This window comes from Streptomyces sp. NPDC056160 (assembly GCF_042268205.1).
Classification (GTDB): Bacteria; Actinomycetota; Actinomycetes; order Streptomycetales; family Streptomycetaceae; genus Streptomyces.
This window is the reverse complement of sequence record NZ_JBHJUW010000022.1, coordinates 51,279-65,626: the sequence shown is the minus strand read 5'-3', so window position 1 is coordinate 65,626 and position 14,348 is coordinate 51,279. Positions and strand designations below refer to the sequence as shown.

At 71.0% G+C, this 14,348-nt stretch carries 12 protein-coding genes and 4 pseudogenes; 10 read left to right on the top strand and 6 right to left on the bottom strand.

From position 1 onward, the window contains the following. Window positions 1-50: 50 nt before the first annotated feature. A complete protein-coding gene (locus ACFC02_RS11035; RefSeq protein WP_376355206.1) occupies window positions 51-1,850 on the bottom strand; it encodes an FG-GAP-like repeat-containing protein in 1,800 nt (599 codons plus the stop codon). Between the two features lie 379 nt (window positions 1,851-2,229). Here ACFC02_RS11035 and ACFC02_RS11030 point away from each other — a divergent pair, with 379 nt between their 5' ends. Next, window positions 2,230-2,409 carry a hypothetical protein gene (locus ACFC02_RS11030; RefSeq protein WP_376355255.1) on the top strand — a complete coding sequence of 60 codons (180 nt, stop codon included), beginning with the start codon at window positions 2,230-2,232 and terminating at the stop codon, window positions 2,407-2,409. Window positions 2,410-2,492: 83 nt separating this feature from the next. Here ACFC02_RS11030 and ACFC02_RS11025 read toward each other — a convergent pair whose 3' ends face one another. Continuing rightward, the gene (locus ACFC02_RS11025) at window positions 2,493-2,666 is read right to left on the bottom strand and encodes a CsbD family protein (protein ID WP_376355204.1); all 174 of its coding nucleotides are present in this window, start codon (window positions 2,664-2,666) and stop codon (window positions 2,493-2,495) included. Between the two features lie 138 nt (window positions 2,667-2,804). Here ACFC02_RS11025 and ACFC02_RS11020 point away from each other — a divergent pair, with 138 nt between their 5' ends. After that, entirely contained in the window at window positions 2,805-2,975 is a 171-nt protein-coding gene (locus ACFC02_RS11020) for a hypothetical protein (protein WP_027758556.1), read from the top strand. 564 nt (window positions 2,976-3,539) lie between these two features. Here ACFC02_RS11020 and ACFC02_RS11015 read toward each other — a convergent pair. Both ACFC02_RS11015 and ACFC02_RS11010 read right to left on the bottom strand, forming a co-directional pair. Further along, window positions 3,540-4,603, bottom strand: a pseudogene (locus ACFC02_RS11015) (Gfo/Idh/MocA family oxidoreductase). A gap of 310 nt (window positions 4,604-4,913) precedes the next feature. After that, window positions 4,914-5,045 carry a hypothetical protein gene (locus tag ACFC02_RS11010; RefSeq protein WP_376355202.1) on the bottom strand — a complete coding sequence of 44 codons (132 nt, stop codon included), beginning with the start codon at window positions 5,043-5,045 and terminating at the stop codon, window positions 4,914-4,916. 167 nt (window positions 5,046-5,212) lie between these two features. Between ACFC02_RS11010 and ACFC02_RS11005 the strand changes: the two are divergent. The 6 genes and pseudogenes from ACFC02_RS11005 to ACFC02_RS10980 all read left to right on the top strand — a co-directional run. Then, a pseudogene (locus ACFC02_RS11005) lies at window positions 5,213-5,395 on the top strand (AsnC family protein); the annotation flags it as partial. 89 nt (window positions 5,396-5,484) lie between these two features. Beyond that, window positions 5,485-5,898 (top strand): annotated as a pseudogene (locus tag ACFC02_RS11000) (AsnC family transcriptional regulator); the annotation flags it as partial. Window positions 5,899-5,989: 91 nt separating this feature from the next. After that, complete coding sequence (locus tag ACFC02_RS10995; RefSeq protein ID WP_376355245.1) at window positions 5,990-6,268, top strand: Lrp/AsnC ligand binding domain-containing protein; 279 nt, start codon at window positions 5,990-5,992, stop codon at window positions 6,266-6,268. Window positions 6,269-6,877: 609 nt separating this feature from the next. Further along, window positions 6,878-7,018, top strand: a pseudogene (locus ACFC02_RS10990) (AraC family transcriptional regulator); the annotation flags it as partial. A gap of 78 nt (window positions 7,019-7,096) precedes the next feature. Next, window positions 7,097-8,194: a serine hydrolase domain-containing protein gene (locus ACFC02_RS10985; RefSeq protein ID WP_376355200.1), complete on the top strand. Its 1,098-nt coding sequence runs from the start codon at window positions 7,097-7,099 to the stop codon at window positions 8,192-8,194. After that, window positions 8,191-8,970 (top strand): MerR family transcriptional regulator, encoded by a 780-nt coding sequence (locus tag ACFC02_RS10980; protein WP_376355198.1) that lies wholly within the window; start codon window positions 8,191-8,193, stop codon window positions 8,968-8,970. Before ACFC02_RS10985 ends, ACFC02_RS10980 begins: the two co-directional genes overlap by 4 nt. Before the next feature lie 131 nt (window positions 8,971-9,101). On the opposite strand, the gene ACFC02_RS10975 is transcribed toward ACFC02_RS10980, so the two are convergent. Further along, complete coding sequence (locus tag ACFC02_RS10975; RefSeq protein WP_376355196.1) at window positions 9,102-10,634, bottom strand: alpha/beta hydrolase; 1,533 nt, start codon at window positions 10,632-10,634, stop codon at window positions 9,102-9,104. Window positions 10,635-11,333: 699 nt separating this feature from the next. Further along, complete coding sequence (locus ACFC02_RS10970; protein ID WP_376355194.1) at window positions 11,334-11,633, bottom strand: transposase; 300 nt, start codon at window positions 11,631-11,633, stop codon at window positions 11,334-11,336. A gap of 61 nt (window positions 11,634-11,694) precedes the next feature. On the opposite strand from ACFC02_RS10970, the gene ACFC02_RS10965 reads away from it, so the two are divergent. Then, complete coding sequence (locus ACFC02_RS10965) at window positions 11,695-13,170, top strand: amidohydrolase family protein (protein WP_376355192.1); 1,476 nt, start codon at window positions 11,695-11,697, stop codon at window positions 13,168-13,170. Further along, window positions 13,167-14,324, top strand: a complete 1,158-nt coding sequence (locus ACFC02_RS10960; RefSeq protein ID WP_376355190.1) for a M20 family metallopeptidase — start codon at window positions 13,167-13,169, stop codon at window positions 14,322-14,324. The genes ACFC02_RS10965 and ACFC02_RS10960 overlap by 4 nt, the downstream gene beginning before the upstream one ends. The last annotated feature ends 24 nt before the right edge of the window (window positions 14,325-14,348 follow it).

Below are 14,348 nucleotides of genomic sequence, written 5' to 3'. Positions count from 1 at the left end.
GACACTGGCGACCTGCCGGATGCCGTGGTGGTGGCCCCCCGCTCAGGTCGTCAGATGATGGCGCCGCTCCAGGACGTCACGGGTGCCTGGAGCGTGGTGCCGGTGCTGCGGAAGAGGAACAGCGCGTTGTGCTGCCGACCGTCGTCGGTCCGCCCCTTGTCGTAGTAGACGGTGACGTCGTCCTTGCCGTCGCCGTTGCAGTCACCCGAGCCGGGGAGCGCGGCGCCCCAGGAGAAGCCGCCCGAACTGGTCCACACCTTGGAGGAGGTGAACCCGCCGCCACTGCTGGTCAACGTGAACAGCATGGACACGTTCTTCCCGTCGCTGCTCTGGCCGCCGTCGTAGAGGACGGCGATGTCGTCCTTGCCGTCGCCGTCGTAGTCGCCGGAGGTCGGCCGGCTCTTGGCCCATTCGAAGTTGCCGGGGCTGGTCCACGTCTTGGTGGCGGTGAAGGCGGTGCCGTTGCCGGTGAGGGTGAAGACGAGGGTGGTGTTCTTGCCGTCGCTGCTCTGGCCGCCGTCGTAGACGATGGAGATGTCGTCCTTGCCGTCGCCGTTGTAGTCGCCCGACGTCGGCAGGCTCTTGGCCCAGGTGAAACTGCCCGAACTGGTCCAGGTCTTGGTGGCGGTGAAGGCGGTGCCGTTGCTGGCGAGGGTGAAGACGAGGGTGGTGTTCTTGCCGTCGCTGCTCTGGCCGCCGTCGTAGAGGACGGCGATGTCGTCCTTGCCGTCCCCGTTGTAGTCGCCGGAGGTCGGCAGGCTCTTGGCCCAGGTGAAACTGCCGGGGCTCGTCCAGTTCTTCACCGGGGCGCGAAAGCCCTTACCCGTACTGGTGAACGTGTACACGGACGAGACGTACGAGCCGTCCGAGCTCTGGCCGCCGTCGTAGAAGACAGCGACGTCGTCCTTGCCGTCGCCGTTGTAGTCACCCGCGACCAGCCGGCTCGCGGCCCAGGTGAAACCGGCGGAGCTGATCCAGCTGCGGACCGGGGACTCGAAACCGTCAGCGGTGGCGTAGAACGTGTAGAGCGAGGTCCGGTTGCCACCGTCCACGGACGAGCCGTTGTCGTAGAGGGCCGCCACGTCCTCCCTGCCGTCGCCGTTGAAGTCACCCGAGGCGACCGTGTACCGCTGGGGGAGCAGCCGTACCTGCTGGATCCAGGAGCGGATGTCGTCCAGCCGTGTCTCCACGGCGCCGGTCCGGGTCTCCGTCGAGCCGAGGCAACCGCCTTGCCAGGAAGCGCTGTTGACGGCGACGAGTTCGAAGCGGCCACCGGCGTCGCGCAGCGCGGGGCCGCCGCTGTCCCCCTTGCACAGCGCTCCGCCGTCGCTGGTCAGGGACACCGTCGTGGCATCGGTGGCCGCCACGGCGAACGCCCCCGAGTGCAGACGGTCGGGCACCCAGGTGTCCGCGGTCCGGCCGTAACCCAGGGCCAGCAGGCTCTCGCCCTCACTCGGGGCGGTGGAGGCCACAGGCACCGGTGTGACGTCGGTGACCGGCTGGGCCAGCTTGGCCATCACCAGATCGCGGTCGGTGCGCGGCACGAGCTGCACCACCTCGCGTGACTCCACCTGCCCGGTGGTGAGGTCGGCGGCACCGACCCGTACCACTGTCTTGAGCTGCGGGGGACCCGGGGGGACGGTCAGGCCGGCGGCGGGATCGTCGACGAAGCAACTCGCCGCGGTGAGCACCCATTCGGGGTCGATCAGCGTCCCGGAGCAGCCGCGGGTGCTGTCACCGATGGTGAGCTGCGCGGCATAGCCGTGGGCGGCGCCGGAGACAACGGCTCCCGTGGCCGCCTGGACGTCCGGGGCGCTCAGGGCGAGGGACGCGGCAGAAAGGGCGGTCATCGCTGTGAGCAGACGGGCGGATCTGAAACGGTGGGTGTTCATGGGTTCCTCGGATGATTCGAACCGGGCCGGAAGCGGAGCGACGTGGCTGACTTGACGTGGGTCGACCTAAGGAAGCGCAAAGCTCCCGATGGACGGGTCGCCGACCAGCGGCAACGTGTCCACCCGGAGCCTCCGGTGCATGTCTACCCACCGGAAGTGGATCTGTCCAGACAGCCCCCGCGTGATCGCCGCAGCCCGGACGGGCACCCCCGTCCGCCGCCGGGCCGACGCGTTGTCAGTGGGGCGTGCCGGAGTCTGCGCATGCTCGAGATCGTGGTGAAGACGGAGAACGGGGAGCGGCACGTCCGCGTGTCCCCCCGGGGAACTGGCCGACCTGGTGCGTCGCATCGGCGGTGAGGACGACCGGTTCCTGGTCGTCCAGCGGATACCCGACCTTCCCGACGTCTTCGTCCAGGTCTGGCACGAGGTCGGTGGCGACTCGCGGACCCGCCGCTCCAGTTCGGCGCGCTCGTCGGAGTCGAGGGTGAGCGGTGGCACGTATCGGCTTTGCCCGTGACGACAGAGATGAGGGGAGCCTTCTGCGGCAGGAAGGCTCCCCTCATCTCGTGGGGCGTTTTTGAGAACTGAGGGCTGAGGACGTCAGTGTTTGAACACGTCCTTGGCCTTCTCCTTGGCGTCGCGGGCGTCGCCGGTGCTCTTCTCGGCCTGCCCCTCGGCTGTCATGCGGTCGTTGCCGAGGGCGCTGCCCACGGCCTCTTTGGCCTTGCCCTCGGCCTGTTCGGTCTTCGCCTTGGCTTTCTCGCCGGCACTCATGAAAGACAGCCTCCTCGAAGTGTCCGTTCGCTTTCGCGGTAACCGGCTCGTGCCCCAGCCTTCCCCCCGCAAACAAAGGAACTGGCGAGGAATGCGCACAGCAATGCAGGGCAATCGGAGGTCAGGAGGTAGATAACGATGGTTCCCCTTTTGCTTGTCCTGCTTCTCGCGCTCATCCTTTTCGGCGCCGGCTTCGCCCTCAAGATCCTGTGGTGGGTGGCGCTGATCGTCCTGGTGGTGTGGCTGCTCGGCTTCGTGATGCGCTCCACCAACGCAGGCGGCGGCCGCGGCCGCTGGTACCGATGGTGACCTGACACCGCCCACACCCTGGCAGGGCCCGGCCGAGAAGACGGCCGGGCCCTGCCAGTTCGTCCGCGGGCGACCGCAGGCGGCATCGGGCGAATGCGTCCAGAAGGCATTTCGGGGTAGGTGTGTTGCAGTCGGGGGCGGGGCGGACACGCGCGCCAGGAACCCGCGCAACCTCCGGTCACGGCCCCGCCCCCGTCCCGGCCTTCGTACGGTGGGGCATCGTCAGTGGGCCGGCCCTCCTCAAGGAGCGGCAACGCCGGGGAAGTCCAGTGGAGGATGAGGTGTCGGCCGGGGGTGATCGGCTTGGACCGGCGCGGGGCGGGCCGTTGACGCTCATGAGGCCGAAGTCGTGGCCTTCGGCGATCCGGGCCCGCCGTTCGGCATCGATGCTTGTGCGGTTGTCCATGACCGCTTCCGTGCCGTCCTGCGGATCGGGCCTGGCGGGTCGCCGGCCTTGGGACCGGCGCGTTCGTTGATCATGGTCCGGGCCCGCCGCCCCTCGTCTGCCGGGTCGCCGGAGCGCCTGGGCGCCCGCACCAGCCGTCGACCGCCCGTCCCTGCCGCTCAGGCCTGCCGGGAACCGCGGGCGGGTGCCGGCGTGGGCGCCGGGACGGGGACAGGGCGGCCCTCGGCCCGCGAACGGGTGGCGGCCTCCGCGACGGCGAGGGCGGCGCGGGCGTCCTGACCGGTACAAGGACTGGGGCGGACGCCGGCCACGACCTCGGTGAACGCGGCGAGTTCGGCGCGATAGGCGTCGAGGAAGCGTTCCATGAAGCCGGGGTGCGCGGTGCCGGTGGGCCAGGCCGCTCCCTCCGCCGAGGTCGGCGGGGTCTCTTCGGCGAGTCCGGCGACCGTCGTGCCCCGGGAACCGCACACCTCCATGCGGACGTCGTAGCCCGCGCCGTTGTAGCGAGTGGCCGTACAGGTGGCGAGGGTGCCGTCGTCGAGGGTGAGGACGCTGACGGCGGTGTCGACGTCAGCGGCGTCGGAGGAGAACGCCGCACCGCGGTTGGCGCCGGTGGCGTAGACCTGGGTGACCTCGCGGCCCGTCACCCAGCGGACCATGTCGTAGTCGTGGACGGAGCAGTCGTGGAAGATGCCGCCCGGTCCGGGGATTAGCCGGGGGGCGGGGGTGTCGGGTCGGACGTGCACGCCCGCAGGGTGTGCGTCCAGCCCAGCCGGCCGTCGGTGACGGCTTCGCGCACCGCTTGGTACCCGGAGTCGAAGCGGCGCTGGAAGCCGATGTGCGGCGGCACGTCGCGCCCTTCCAGTGCGGCCAGGACCTGGTCGGTCTCCTCCAGCGTGCGGTGCTCGATCACCACGAACGCGAGCAGTGCCGAGGCGGTGACGGCGAAGGCCGCCAGGGCCTCGGCCGAGGCCCAGCCCGCCTCCCCACCGCGGATGAGCCCGTAGGTGAGTGTGGCCGCGGTGACGGTGAAGGCCGCCGCGCCGGGGACGTCGACGCGTGCCCGGGCCCCGCTGAGCCGCGCACCGTGGCCGGGCGACCCGGTGGACTGGCCGGCGGGCCGGTCGGCACGCACCACCCGCGGGGTCGTGGCGATGGCGGCAGCGGCGATCGGCAGGTTGACCCAGAAGATCGTCGGCCAGCTGAAGCGCTCGGTGAGCAGCCCGCCGAGTAGCGGCCCCGCGGCTGCGGCGGCCCCGTTGGCCGCGCCTCACACGCCGAAGGCCGTACCCCGGTCCCTGCCCTGGTAGGAGGCGAGCAGCAGGGCGGGGCGGTGGCGAACATCGCGGCGCCGCCGACGTCCTGCACCACGCGGGCGGCGATCAGCACCTCCGCGCTGGGGGCGTCGCCGCACACGAGCGAGGCCAGGCCGAAGACGCCCGGACGTAGGAACGCCGGTGGCCGAAGCGGCCCGCGAGGGAACCGGAGGCCAGGAGCAGGGCGGCGAGCGCCAGGGCACAGCCGTCGATCACTCATTGCAGCGAGGTGAAGGAAGCGCCGAGGTCGGCAGCCATGCTGGGCAGCGCGACATTCACGATCGTCACATCCACCAGCAGGATGAAGGCGCCCAGGCACACCGCCGTCAGGGGCCACCACTTGCGCATGGCGGTTTCTCCGTTCGGGATCGAGCAGACGTTCCGGGATCCAGTCCCGACCGCGACCGCGACCGGGCCGCGGCGAACGAACCGGGCCGGACCGAGCGGCCCGGTGACTGGCCCCGCGAAAGAGCCTTGAGCCCGCCCAGGCGGAGTCGTGAGCCACAGCGCTCGGCATGCTCGGATCCGACATGAGGGAGGCCATGACGCCCCATCCCGACACTCCCGGCCATACGTACCGCAGCTTGTCGGACGAGGAGCTGGGGCTCGTGCACGCGCTCCAGATCAACGGGCGGGCTTCGTTCAGGGAGATCGCCGACGTCCTCGGGGTTTCCGACCAGACCGCCGCGCGCCGCTGGGCCCGGATGCGGTCCGCTGGGAAACTCCGGGTCCTGAGCCTGACCGATCCCCTACGGCTGGGGGATTCCGTCTGGTTCGTCCGCGTACGGTGCGCGCCGCACGCCGCGCTCTCCCTGGGGAAGGCGATGGCACGGCGCACGGACACCACCTGGGTCAACCTGGGTTCGGGCGGCACCGAGATCCCCTGCCAGGTACGCACCCATGGCCCCGGGCCGCAGCAGTCCCCGCTTCTGCAGATGCTGCCGCGCACGCCAGAGGTGGTGGACTTGTCGGCGCACTGCTCACTGCACGTCTTCTTCGGCCAGGACCTGGGCCCGATCAACAAGCTCGGCCCGCTGACGCCCGCACAGGTCGTCGCGCTCGCTCCACTGACGCACCGGCCCGGGCCACGGACGCCACCCCACCGGTGCCCCTGGACGAGAGCGACCGGCAACTGCTCGACCTGCTGGCCCGGGACGGCAGGGCCGCAACCGCAGACCTGGCCGCCGCGACCGGTCTGTCCCCCTCCACCGTGCGCCGCCGCATCACCGAACTCAGGTCGGTCGGCGCCCTGTACTTCGACGTCGAGTACCACCCGGACACCTTCCGGCAGCATTTCCGGGCCGCCCTCTGGCTGGAGATCGACCCGTCCCGTCCCGTCCCGCCTCGCCGAGGCGGGAACGGCACTCGCCGCACGCCCCGAAGTCGCGTACGCCACCGTCACGACGGGCACGGCGAACCTCTACGCCAGCATCGACGCGATGACCGCCCAGCACTTCTACCGCTACCTCACCGAGTCGGTCGCCGCCCTCCCCGGCCTCCGCCACACAGCGACCGCCCCCATCCACCGCACCCTGAAGGGCCCCGGCCCCTGCCTCCCGACGACGGCGTGACTACAACCGGCACCCGCTGCCCCGCACATGGCCCGTGACGTGACGACGACTGGCGGCGGCGTTGTCCGCGGAGGTGCCGACCGCACCCGTGGATCGGAGGTCCCGGCCCGGTGGCAGGCGTCGGCGAACGCCTTCGCCCCGTACCGCGGCTCCGGCAGGAGGTCTTCGACGAGCGGGTCGCCTCGAAGACGAGTGTGCGGGGAGAGACGGCCGAAGTCGTTCTTCGCTCCCGTCGGGACAGACCCCCCTTCCAGCCGCCGGCGGGCGTGTTCGCGGCACCTGGGCCTCATCAGGTACGTCCGGGTACACCGTGACCCGCAGAGCGGAACACGGCCACGGCCCTCGTGACCCGTCGCGGACACAAAGCGACGGGTCACGAGGGCCGCGGTGGCCCGCGGCTGGTTCCGCCGGTGGCCCTGACGACCCCCTCTGCATCTGGCCCCCCTCTGCACCCGGTGCGACCACGGGTCCGGGTGCGCAGGGACGCACCCCGCAGCAGGACTCCGCAGGCGGGGTTCCGTGCACGGAGGGGCGAGCGGAGAGCGGCGGCCCTCCTGCACCGCGCGCAGCTGCTCCCGGTCGTCCTCGGGGTGGGTGGGGGCGACTGCGTCCTCCGGCGCCACCCTCGACCGCATCGTGTCGGTGTGCGGCTTCGGCACCACCGACCCCCTCGTACGTGCCTTTCGCCGCCGCCTGAACACGACGCCGGTCCAGGGCACACCCATTTTCCGTGACGTACGCCACAGTTGAGGTTGACCCGAGGTCAGGGTGCAGGCTCTCCGCAACGGCCCGGCACCGAGCGGGGCACACACGACGCGGAGGCGCACCATGTCCAGCAATCCCACCTCCTGGGGCCCGGACCGGCCGGAACTGCAGAAGGCGATCGAGGAGATCGCGGCGTCCGGGATCCTCGGGGTGCAGCTGCGGGTCGACGACGAGCGCGGCGCATGGGCAGGCAGCGCCGGATGCCGTGAACTTGGCGGCACACAGCGCCCGTTGACGGACGCGCACTTCCGGATCGGCAGCACCACCAAGAACTTCGTCGCGACGACAGTGCTGATGCTGGTGGCCGAGGGCCGGACCGGCCTGGACACCCCGGTCGCCGACCAGCTGCCGCAGCTCGGCCTCGACCGCCGCATCACCGTACGGATGCTGCTCCAGCACACCAGCGGGATCTTCAACCACACCGGGGAGTACTACGAGGACGGGACGGTCGCCGCCGGCATCCCCTGGCAGGGCAAGGAGTGGGTGGACCTGCGCTTCCACACCTACGAACCGGCAGAACTGGTCCGGTTCTCGCTCGCCAGGCCGGCCCGGTTCGAGCCGGGGGCAGGCTGGAGCTACGCCAACACCAACTACGTGATCGCCCGGCTGCTGGTGGAAGAGCTCACCGGCCGCTCGTTCGCCGAGGAACTGCGGCAACGCATCCTCGAACCGCTGCACCTGACCGGCACCCTGGCGCCGGGCGCGTCCCCCGAACTCCCGGCCCCCCACAACCACAGCTACTACCGCTACGACGACGCAGGGGTGGAGCGCACGATCGACATCACCCGGCAGAACCCGTCCTGGGTCGGCGCCGGCGGCGACATGATCTCCACCACCGCGGACCTGCACACGTACTTCTGCGCACTCATGGGCGGCCTGCTGCTGCCGGAGGGACTGCTGGCCGAGATGCGCACTCCGGAGCAGACCATCGGCTACGGCCTGGGGATCTTCGCTCAGGACCTGGGCGGGGGCCGCACCGTCTACCACCACAACGGCGGCCAGGGCGGCTCGGCGGCCCTGATGTACGCCTCGGCCGACGGGACCACGACACTGACCGCCGGGCTCAACTACGTCGACGACCCCGGCCTGTCGCTCGCCGCACCCTTCCAGAAGGCCCAACAGCAACTCGTCGAGGAGGTGTTCGGCACACTGGGCACATGAGCAACGGAGTCACGATCGGGCAGGCCGCGGCCTTCGTCGGCGTCACCGTGAAGACGGTGCGGCACTACCACAAGCTGGGGCTCGTCGCAGAGCCGGAGCGCGACAGCTCCGGCTACCGGCGCTACGGCTCGGCCGACCTGCTGCGCCTGGTGCAGGTGCGCACCCTCGCCACCGCCGGAGTGCCGCTCGCCGACACCGCGCCCCTGCTGGCTGCCAACGGCGCGAAGTTCACCGCCGCGCTCGCCGACGTTGAGCGTCAACTCGTCGGCCACATAGCAGAGTTGACCGCTCGACTCGAAACGCTGCGTCGGCTCGCTGACGGCGACCGGGCCCTGCTGCCCGACCGGGCCTGCGCCCTCCTGGACCGCATGCGCGCCCTCGGCTTCGCCGCCGAGTACGTCGCCACGCAGCGCGAGGCGCTGGTCCTCGCCAAGGCGCTGATCCCGGCCGGCTTCGACGGTTTCCTGGCCGTCCAGGAGACCCGCCTGGCCGACCCCGCCTACGTCGAGCTGACCCAGCGCGGCTGGGAGGCCGAGAGCTGGGACCCCGACGACCCGCGCATCGAGGAACTCGCGGCAGCCCTGGCCGACCACTACCTCGCCCACCCCGAACTCCTCGATGCCAGCGGCCCCATGCGGGCCTGGGCCACCGCCGCCGCCCGCTACCGGCTCATCAACAACCACGGCGAGGCACAGGCCCCCATCTCGGCCCGCCTGACCGCACTGACCGAACAGAAGCTCCGCGCGGCCGGCTTCCGCGTGCCCCGAGTAGCGTGACCCGCCCGCACATTCACCCCGCTCCCTGCCGGTCAGCGCGGGCAGGGCCGCGCCTGGCTGTTGTCCGCCACGAAGCGACCGTGCTGGTCGAAGCCGTCAACGAGTGGCTGTGACCAGCACTTACACAACAGCTAGCCGCCGCAGGTCAGGTCCTTCGCGGGCAGCCGGCCCGTGGTCAGGTACCGCGTGACGCCGGCGTCCGCACAGGACGGGCCGGCCACCACCACGCCGTGGCCCTCACCGCCGGCCACCGTGACCATCCGCGCACCGTGCAGCGCCCGCCGCATGCCCTGCGCCATGGCCAGCGTCGCCTGCGGGTCCCACTGGTTCTGCACGATCAGCGCGTTGACGTCGTTGCTCACCACGGTGGCCGGCTCGCTCCTCGCCGACTTCCAGAACGCGCACGGCTGAATGTTGGCCCCCAGGTCGCCGGCCAGCGGGTACTCGGCTCGGTCTCGGATCGCGTCGCGGCGGTACTGCTCGGGGTTGCGCGGCCAGCTGCGGGTGTCGCCGCAGAAGACGGCCCACACGGCGGCGGACTGGTTGTCCGCCGGAACGTCCGCACCGAACGTTGCCGCCCCCGCTTCGGCGGACCGGACCGGGACGGAGTCGGGCACCGCCGACGCGGTAGGCGTGGCCGGCGCGGGCGGTCCGCCGGCGGCCGCGGTCTTCAACGCGACGATCCACGGGGTGACGGTCGTGAGATGGACGAACGCACCGTACTGCGCACGGATGTCGGCGCCGCTGAGCGCCCCGCCCTTCGTCGGGACGGGCGTGCGGTCGGCGTGGGCGATGAGCTCCCCGTACGTCTTGCGGACCTCCGCCGGGGTCGTACCGAGCCCGTACGTGGCGTCGCGCGCGGCGGCCCACTCGGTCCACCGGGTGAAGGCGAGTTCGGCCCCCGCCGACCACCCCCGGAACATCCCTCGCCACGCGAGCGCCGGATCGAGCGCGCTGTCGAGCACGAACCGGTCCGAATGCCGGGGGAACATCTGCGTGTAGACGGCGCCCAGGTACGTGCCGTACGAGTACCCGAAGTAGGAGATCTTCCTCTCTCCCAGTGCCGCCCGGACGACGTCCATGTCCCGTGCCGTGTTGCGGGTGGTGATGTGCGGCAGCACGTCCCCCGCCTTGGCCCAGCATTTGTCGGCCACTGTCCGGGCTCGGGCCACGTCCTTCGCGAACGTCTTTGCGGTGTAGGGGTGCTGGAAGGTCTGTTCGTCGCCCGTCAGGTCGCAACCGATCGGCGAGCTCTGCCCGACCCCGCGCGGGTCGAAGCCGACCAGGTCGAACCGTTCTCGTACCTCCGCCGACAGCAGGGGCTCCATCTCCACGGGCATGGTCAGCCCCGGAACGCCCGGGCCCCCGGGATTCATCAGCAGCACGCCGTGCCGCTTCTTCGCACTGCCCGCCTTGATCCGCGACATCGCCAGGTCGATCTTCCGGCCCCCGGGGTGGCTGTAGTCCAGCGGAACCTTCACCTTCGCGCACTCGAACGCCGCCGGTCCGCTCGCATCGCAGCGCTCCCAACGGATTTTCTGCTGCGCGTACTGCTGGAGCGGATCCTTCGCCGCGAACGCCGTCGCCGGGGTGAGCCCTGCCATCACGGCCGTCGCCGCGCCGACCGTCAGTACGGAAATCGTTCGTCCGCCTCGTAGAGCCATGCCAGTCCTCTGTGCAGAATCAGTGTCTCGGATCGCCTCCAGTCTCTGTTCCACCCCACTCGTACCTCGTACGGCGCGGGGATGGGCTCGTGATCCAACTTGTGCCGTACGACGACGCAACGACCTCCTGCTGAGGTCCTGCCCCTTGTCGTTCATCGCTCCGGGTAGACGGCCGATCGGCCACCTGCCGGCCGTCACGCCGCGGACACCCCGGCCCGCAGCGAGCCGATGGCACAAAGGGCCGCGGCGTCGACGGCGCGGCCGATCGCCGTGTCGTCGGCGCCCGGGCGGGATCGGGTGACACGGTTGCCGCGTTCCGGCATCCGCCGGGGTGGGTGACGACGCCGGCCTTGTCGCGCACCCCACCGGCAGGGCTGCCGCTCCTCGCGACCGTCCGCACCGGCGGACGGAAGTCAACGTCGCTGCCTCGCCGCTCAGTTGACTGCCCGCCACCGTCCGCACTCCACGCGGAGAGCAGGGCCCATGTGAGCGGCCCATGCAGTGGTCCGGCCGTGTCGGATGCGGTGGTACGGGTGGAGCGGCGCGGGGCGAGCGCCCGACCGGTGGCCAGGTTCTTGTGGCGGCGAGTTCCTCGGGAGTGGCGGTGGCGGGCCAGATCGACGCGTCGGCCCGCTCAGCGCGGCCTCACTGTCTTCCGGGCTCGTCGGTTCAGCGCGCGGCCCTTGCGACCCCTAGGGGTTAGGGCAGGGATACCCGGCGTTGCGCGTCCAGCGAGATCCGGAAGAGAGGACCTGAGTTGTGCTTGGTCGGGTCGGCGCTGGGGTGCCCGGAGTACGGATCGTTCACGGGCGCCGCGTCGCCGGGCTGGGCCGACAGTGTGGTGGAGAGCCCCACCGCGTATTTCAGGCCGCGGGCCCGCACCCCGTGCCGGAACGCTGCGGCGTCGCCGTATCCGGCGTCCTGGGCCGCCGGCGAACCGGTGGAGGCGTTCAGGTTCGTGTACTCGGATGGATCTGCCGTCCCGTATTCGTCGCGCAAGACGAACGGACCGCACGGCAAACCTTCTAGGGTCGCCAGCAGCGAGGCTAGGAGGCGAAGCATGCGGACACTGTTGCGGGGCGGTCGCGTCATCGACCCGGCTACGGGCTTTGACGGCACGGCTGACGTGCTGGTCTGCGACGGCGAGGTCATCGCCGTCGGACCAGGGCTGCCGGCCGGCGACGACCAGGTCGAAATCGATGTCACCGGCTACATCGTCGGGCCCGGGTTCATCGATCTGCACAGCCACGTGCACTCCATCGCGGGCCAGCGGCTGCAGGCGATGGACGGCGTCACGACGGCGCTCGATCTGGAAGCCGGGATGATGCCCGTCGAACGGGCCTACGCCGAGGCGGCCGCGGCGGGACGTCCGCTGCACTACGGCTTCTCGGCTTCCTGGGGCTCCGCGCGGGCCAAGGTGCTCGTCGGCGTCGAACCGGACGCGAATATCAACACCGGGCTGGCCGTGCTCGGCGAACCGGCCTGGCAGCGGTCCTCCTCGAAGGCCGAACTGGCCGCCTGGCTGTCCCTTGTGGAGTGTGAGCTGGCGGCGGGTGCGCTCGGCGTCGGCGTGCTGCTCGGGTACGCCCCGGCCAGCGATCCGGCCGAGTTCCTGGCGTTGGCAAAGCTGGCCAAGCAGGCCGAAGCGCCCACGTACACGCACGTCCGCGAGCTGGTCGAGATGGACCCGGCCACGCCGGTCGACGGGTCGCAGGAGATCGCGATCGTCGCGGCCGAGACCGGTGCCGCGATGCACCACTGTCACGTCAACAGCACGTCCGGACGGCACGTCGACCGGGTGCTCGCCGCGCTGGAGTCGGGCCGTTCGGCCGGGTCGCGGGTGACGGTCGAGGCCTATCCCTACGGCGCGGGCAGCACCGGCGTCGGAGCGGCCTTCCTTTCGCCCGAGCGGCTCAAGATGAAGGGCCTCGGCCCGACGCGCGTCCTGATGCTGGAGACCGGCGAGCGGATCGCAGACGAGGCCCGGCTGTTGCAGGTCCGCGCCGAGGACCCGGGCGCGCCGTGCATCCTCGAGTTCCTCGACGAGGAGAACCCGAAGGACCGGGACCTGCTGCACCGGACGCTCGCCTTCCCGGATGCGATCGTCGCGAGCGACGCCATGCCGGTGTACTGGCCTGGCGCCGGCAACGAGTCCACCCAATGGCCGCTGCCCCCTGGCGGTGCGACGCACCCGCGCACGGCGGGTACGTTCTCCAAGTCGCTGCGGCTGATGGTGCGCGAGGCCGGGGTGTGGACCTGGCTGGAGGCGTTCCGGCGCTGCTCCTACCTGCCCGCGCGGGTGCTCGACGAGGTCGCGCCCGGAGCGCGGACCAAGGGCAGGCTGAACGTCGGCGCGGACGCGGACATCGTCGTCCTCGACCCCGCCACCCTCACCGACACGGCCACGTACTTCGATTCGACCCGGCCCTCGGTCGGCGTCCGGCACCTGTTCGTCGCGGGGACCCCGGTGGTCCGCGACGGGCAGCTGCTCACCGACGCGTACCCTGGCCGGCCGCTGCGGGGGGAGCCGCGATGATGGAATTCAGCTTGGAAGCTCTGCTCACCGACATCGAGACATTGGTGCGCTGCGAATCCCCGTCGTCCGACCTCGACGCGGTGGCGCACAGCGCCGAGGTGCTGGCGGACCTCGGCAAGGCCTTGCTCGGCGTGGAGCCGGAGCGGATCGTCCTCGACGGCCGGACGCACCTGCGCTGGCGGTTCGGCGACGGTCCCGCGCGTGTGCTGCTGCTGGGCCACCACGACACGGTCTGGCCGATGGGTTCCCTGGAAACGCACCCGTTTTCCGTGGCAGACGGGGTCTTGCGGGGGCCGGGCTGCTTCGACATGAAGGCCGGCGTCGTGATGGCGCTTCATGCGGCGGCGGCATTGCCGCGCCGGGCCGGATTGTCCATTCTGGTCACCGGCGACGAGGAACTGGGCTCGCCGTCGTCGCGAGGGCTGATCGAGGAAGAGGCCCGCGGCTGCGAGGCAGCGTTCGTGCTGGAGGCTTCGGCGGACGGCGGCGCGCTCAAGACCCGGCGCAAAGGCGTTTCCCACTACCGGATCGAGGTGACCGGCCGTGCCGCGCACGCCGGGCTCGAACCGGAGAACGGGATCAACGCCGGGATCGAGATCGCGCACCAGGTGCTCGCGGTCGCCGCGCTCGCCGATCCGGAGCGCGGGACCAGCGTGGTGCCGACAGTGCTGTCAGCCGGCACGACGGTCAATACCGTGCCGGCGGCGGCCGTGGTCGAGGTCGACGTGCGGGTGTGGGACGAGGAGGAACAGCTCCGCGTCGACCGTGCGGTGCGGGCGTTGCAGCCGGTGCTGGCAAAAGCACAGGTGCGGATCAGCGGCGGGATCAACCGTCCGCCGCTGGATGCCGCTTCTTCGGCCGCGTTGTTCGCACTGGCGCGGGAATTGTCCGCGGACATGGGGCTGCCGAAACTCACCGAGGCGAACGTCGGCGGTGCTTCGGACGGCAACTACACCGCGGGGCTGGGAGTGCCGACTCTCGACGGTCTCGGCGCGGTCGGCGGCGGGGCGCACGCGGATCACGAACATGTCCTGATCGAAGAGTTGCCGTGGCGGACCACATTGCTGTTCGCGCTGGTGGAAAACGTGTTGGCGAAGGTGAGTCCGTCGATTCTGACGAATCCGCCGGCCAATTCTGGTCGAGCCCGACAGTGACTCTCCGGGGTAAGCCGGGAAAGG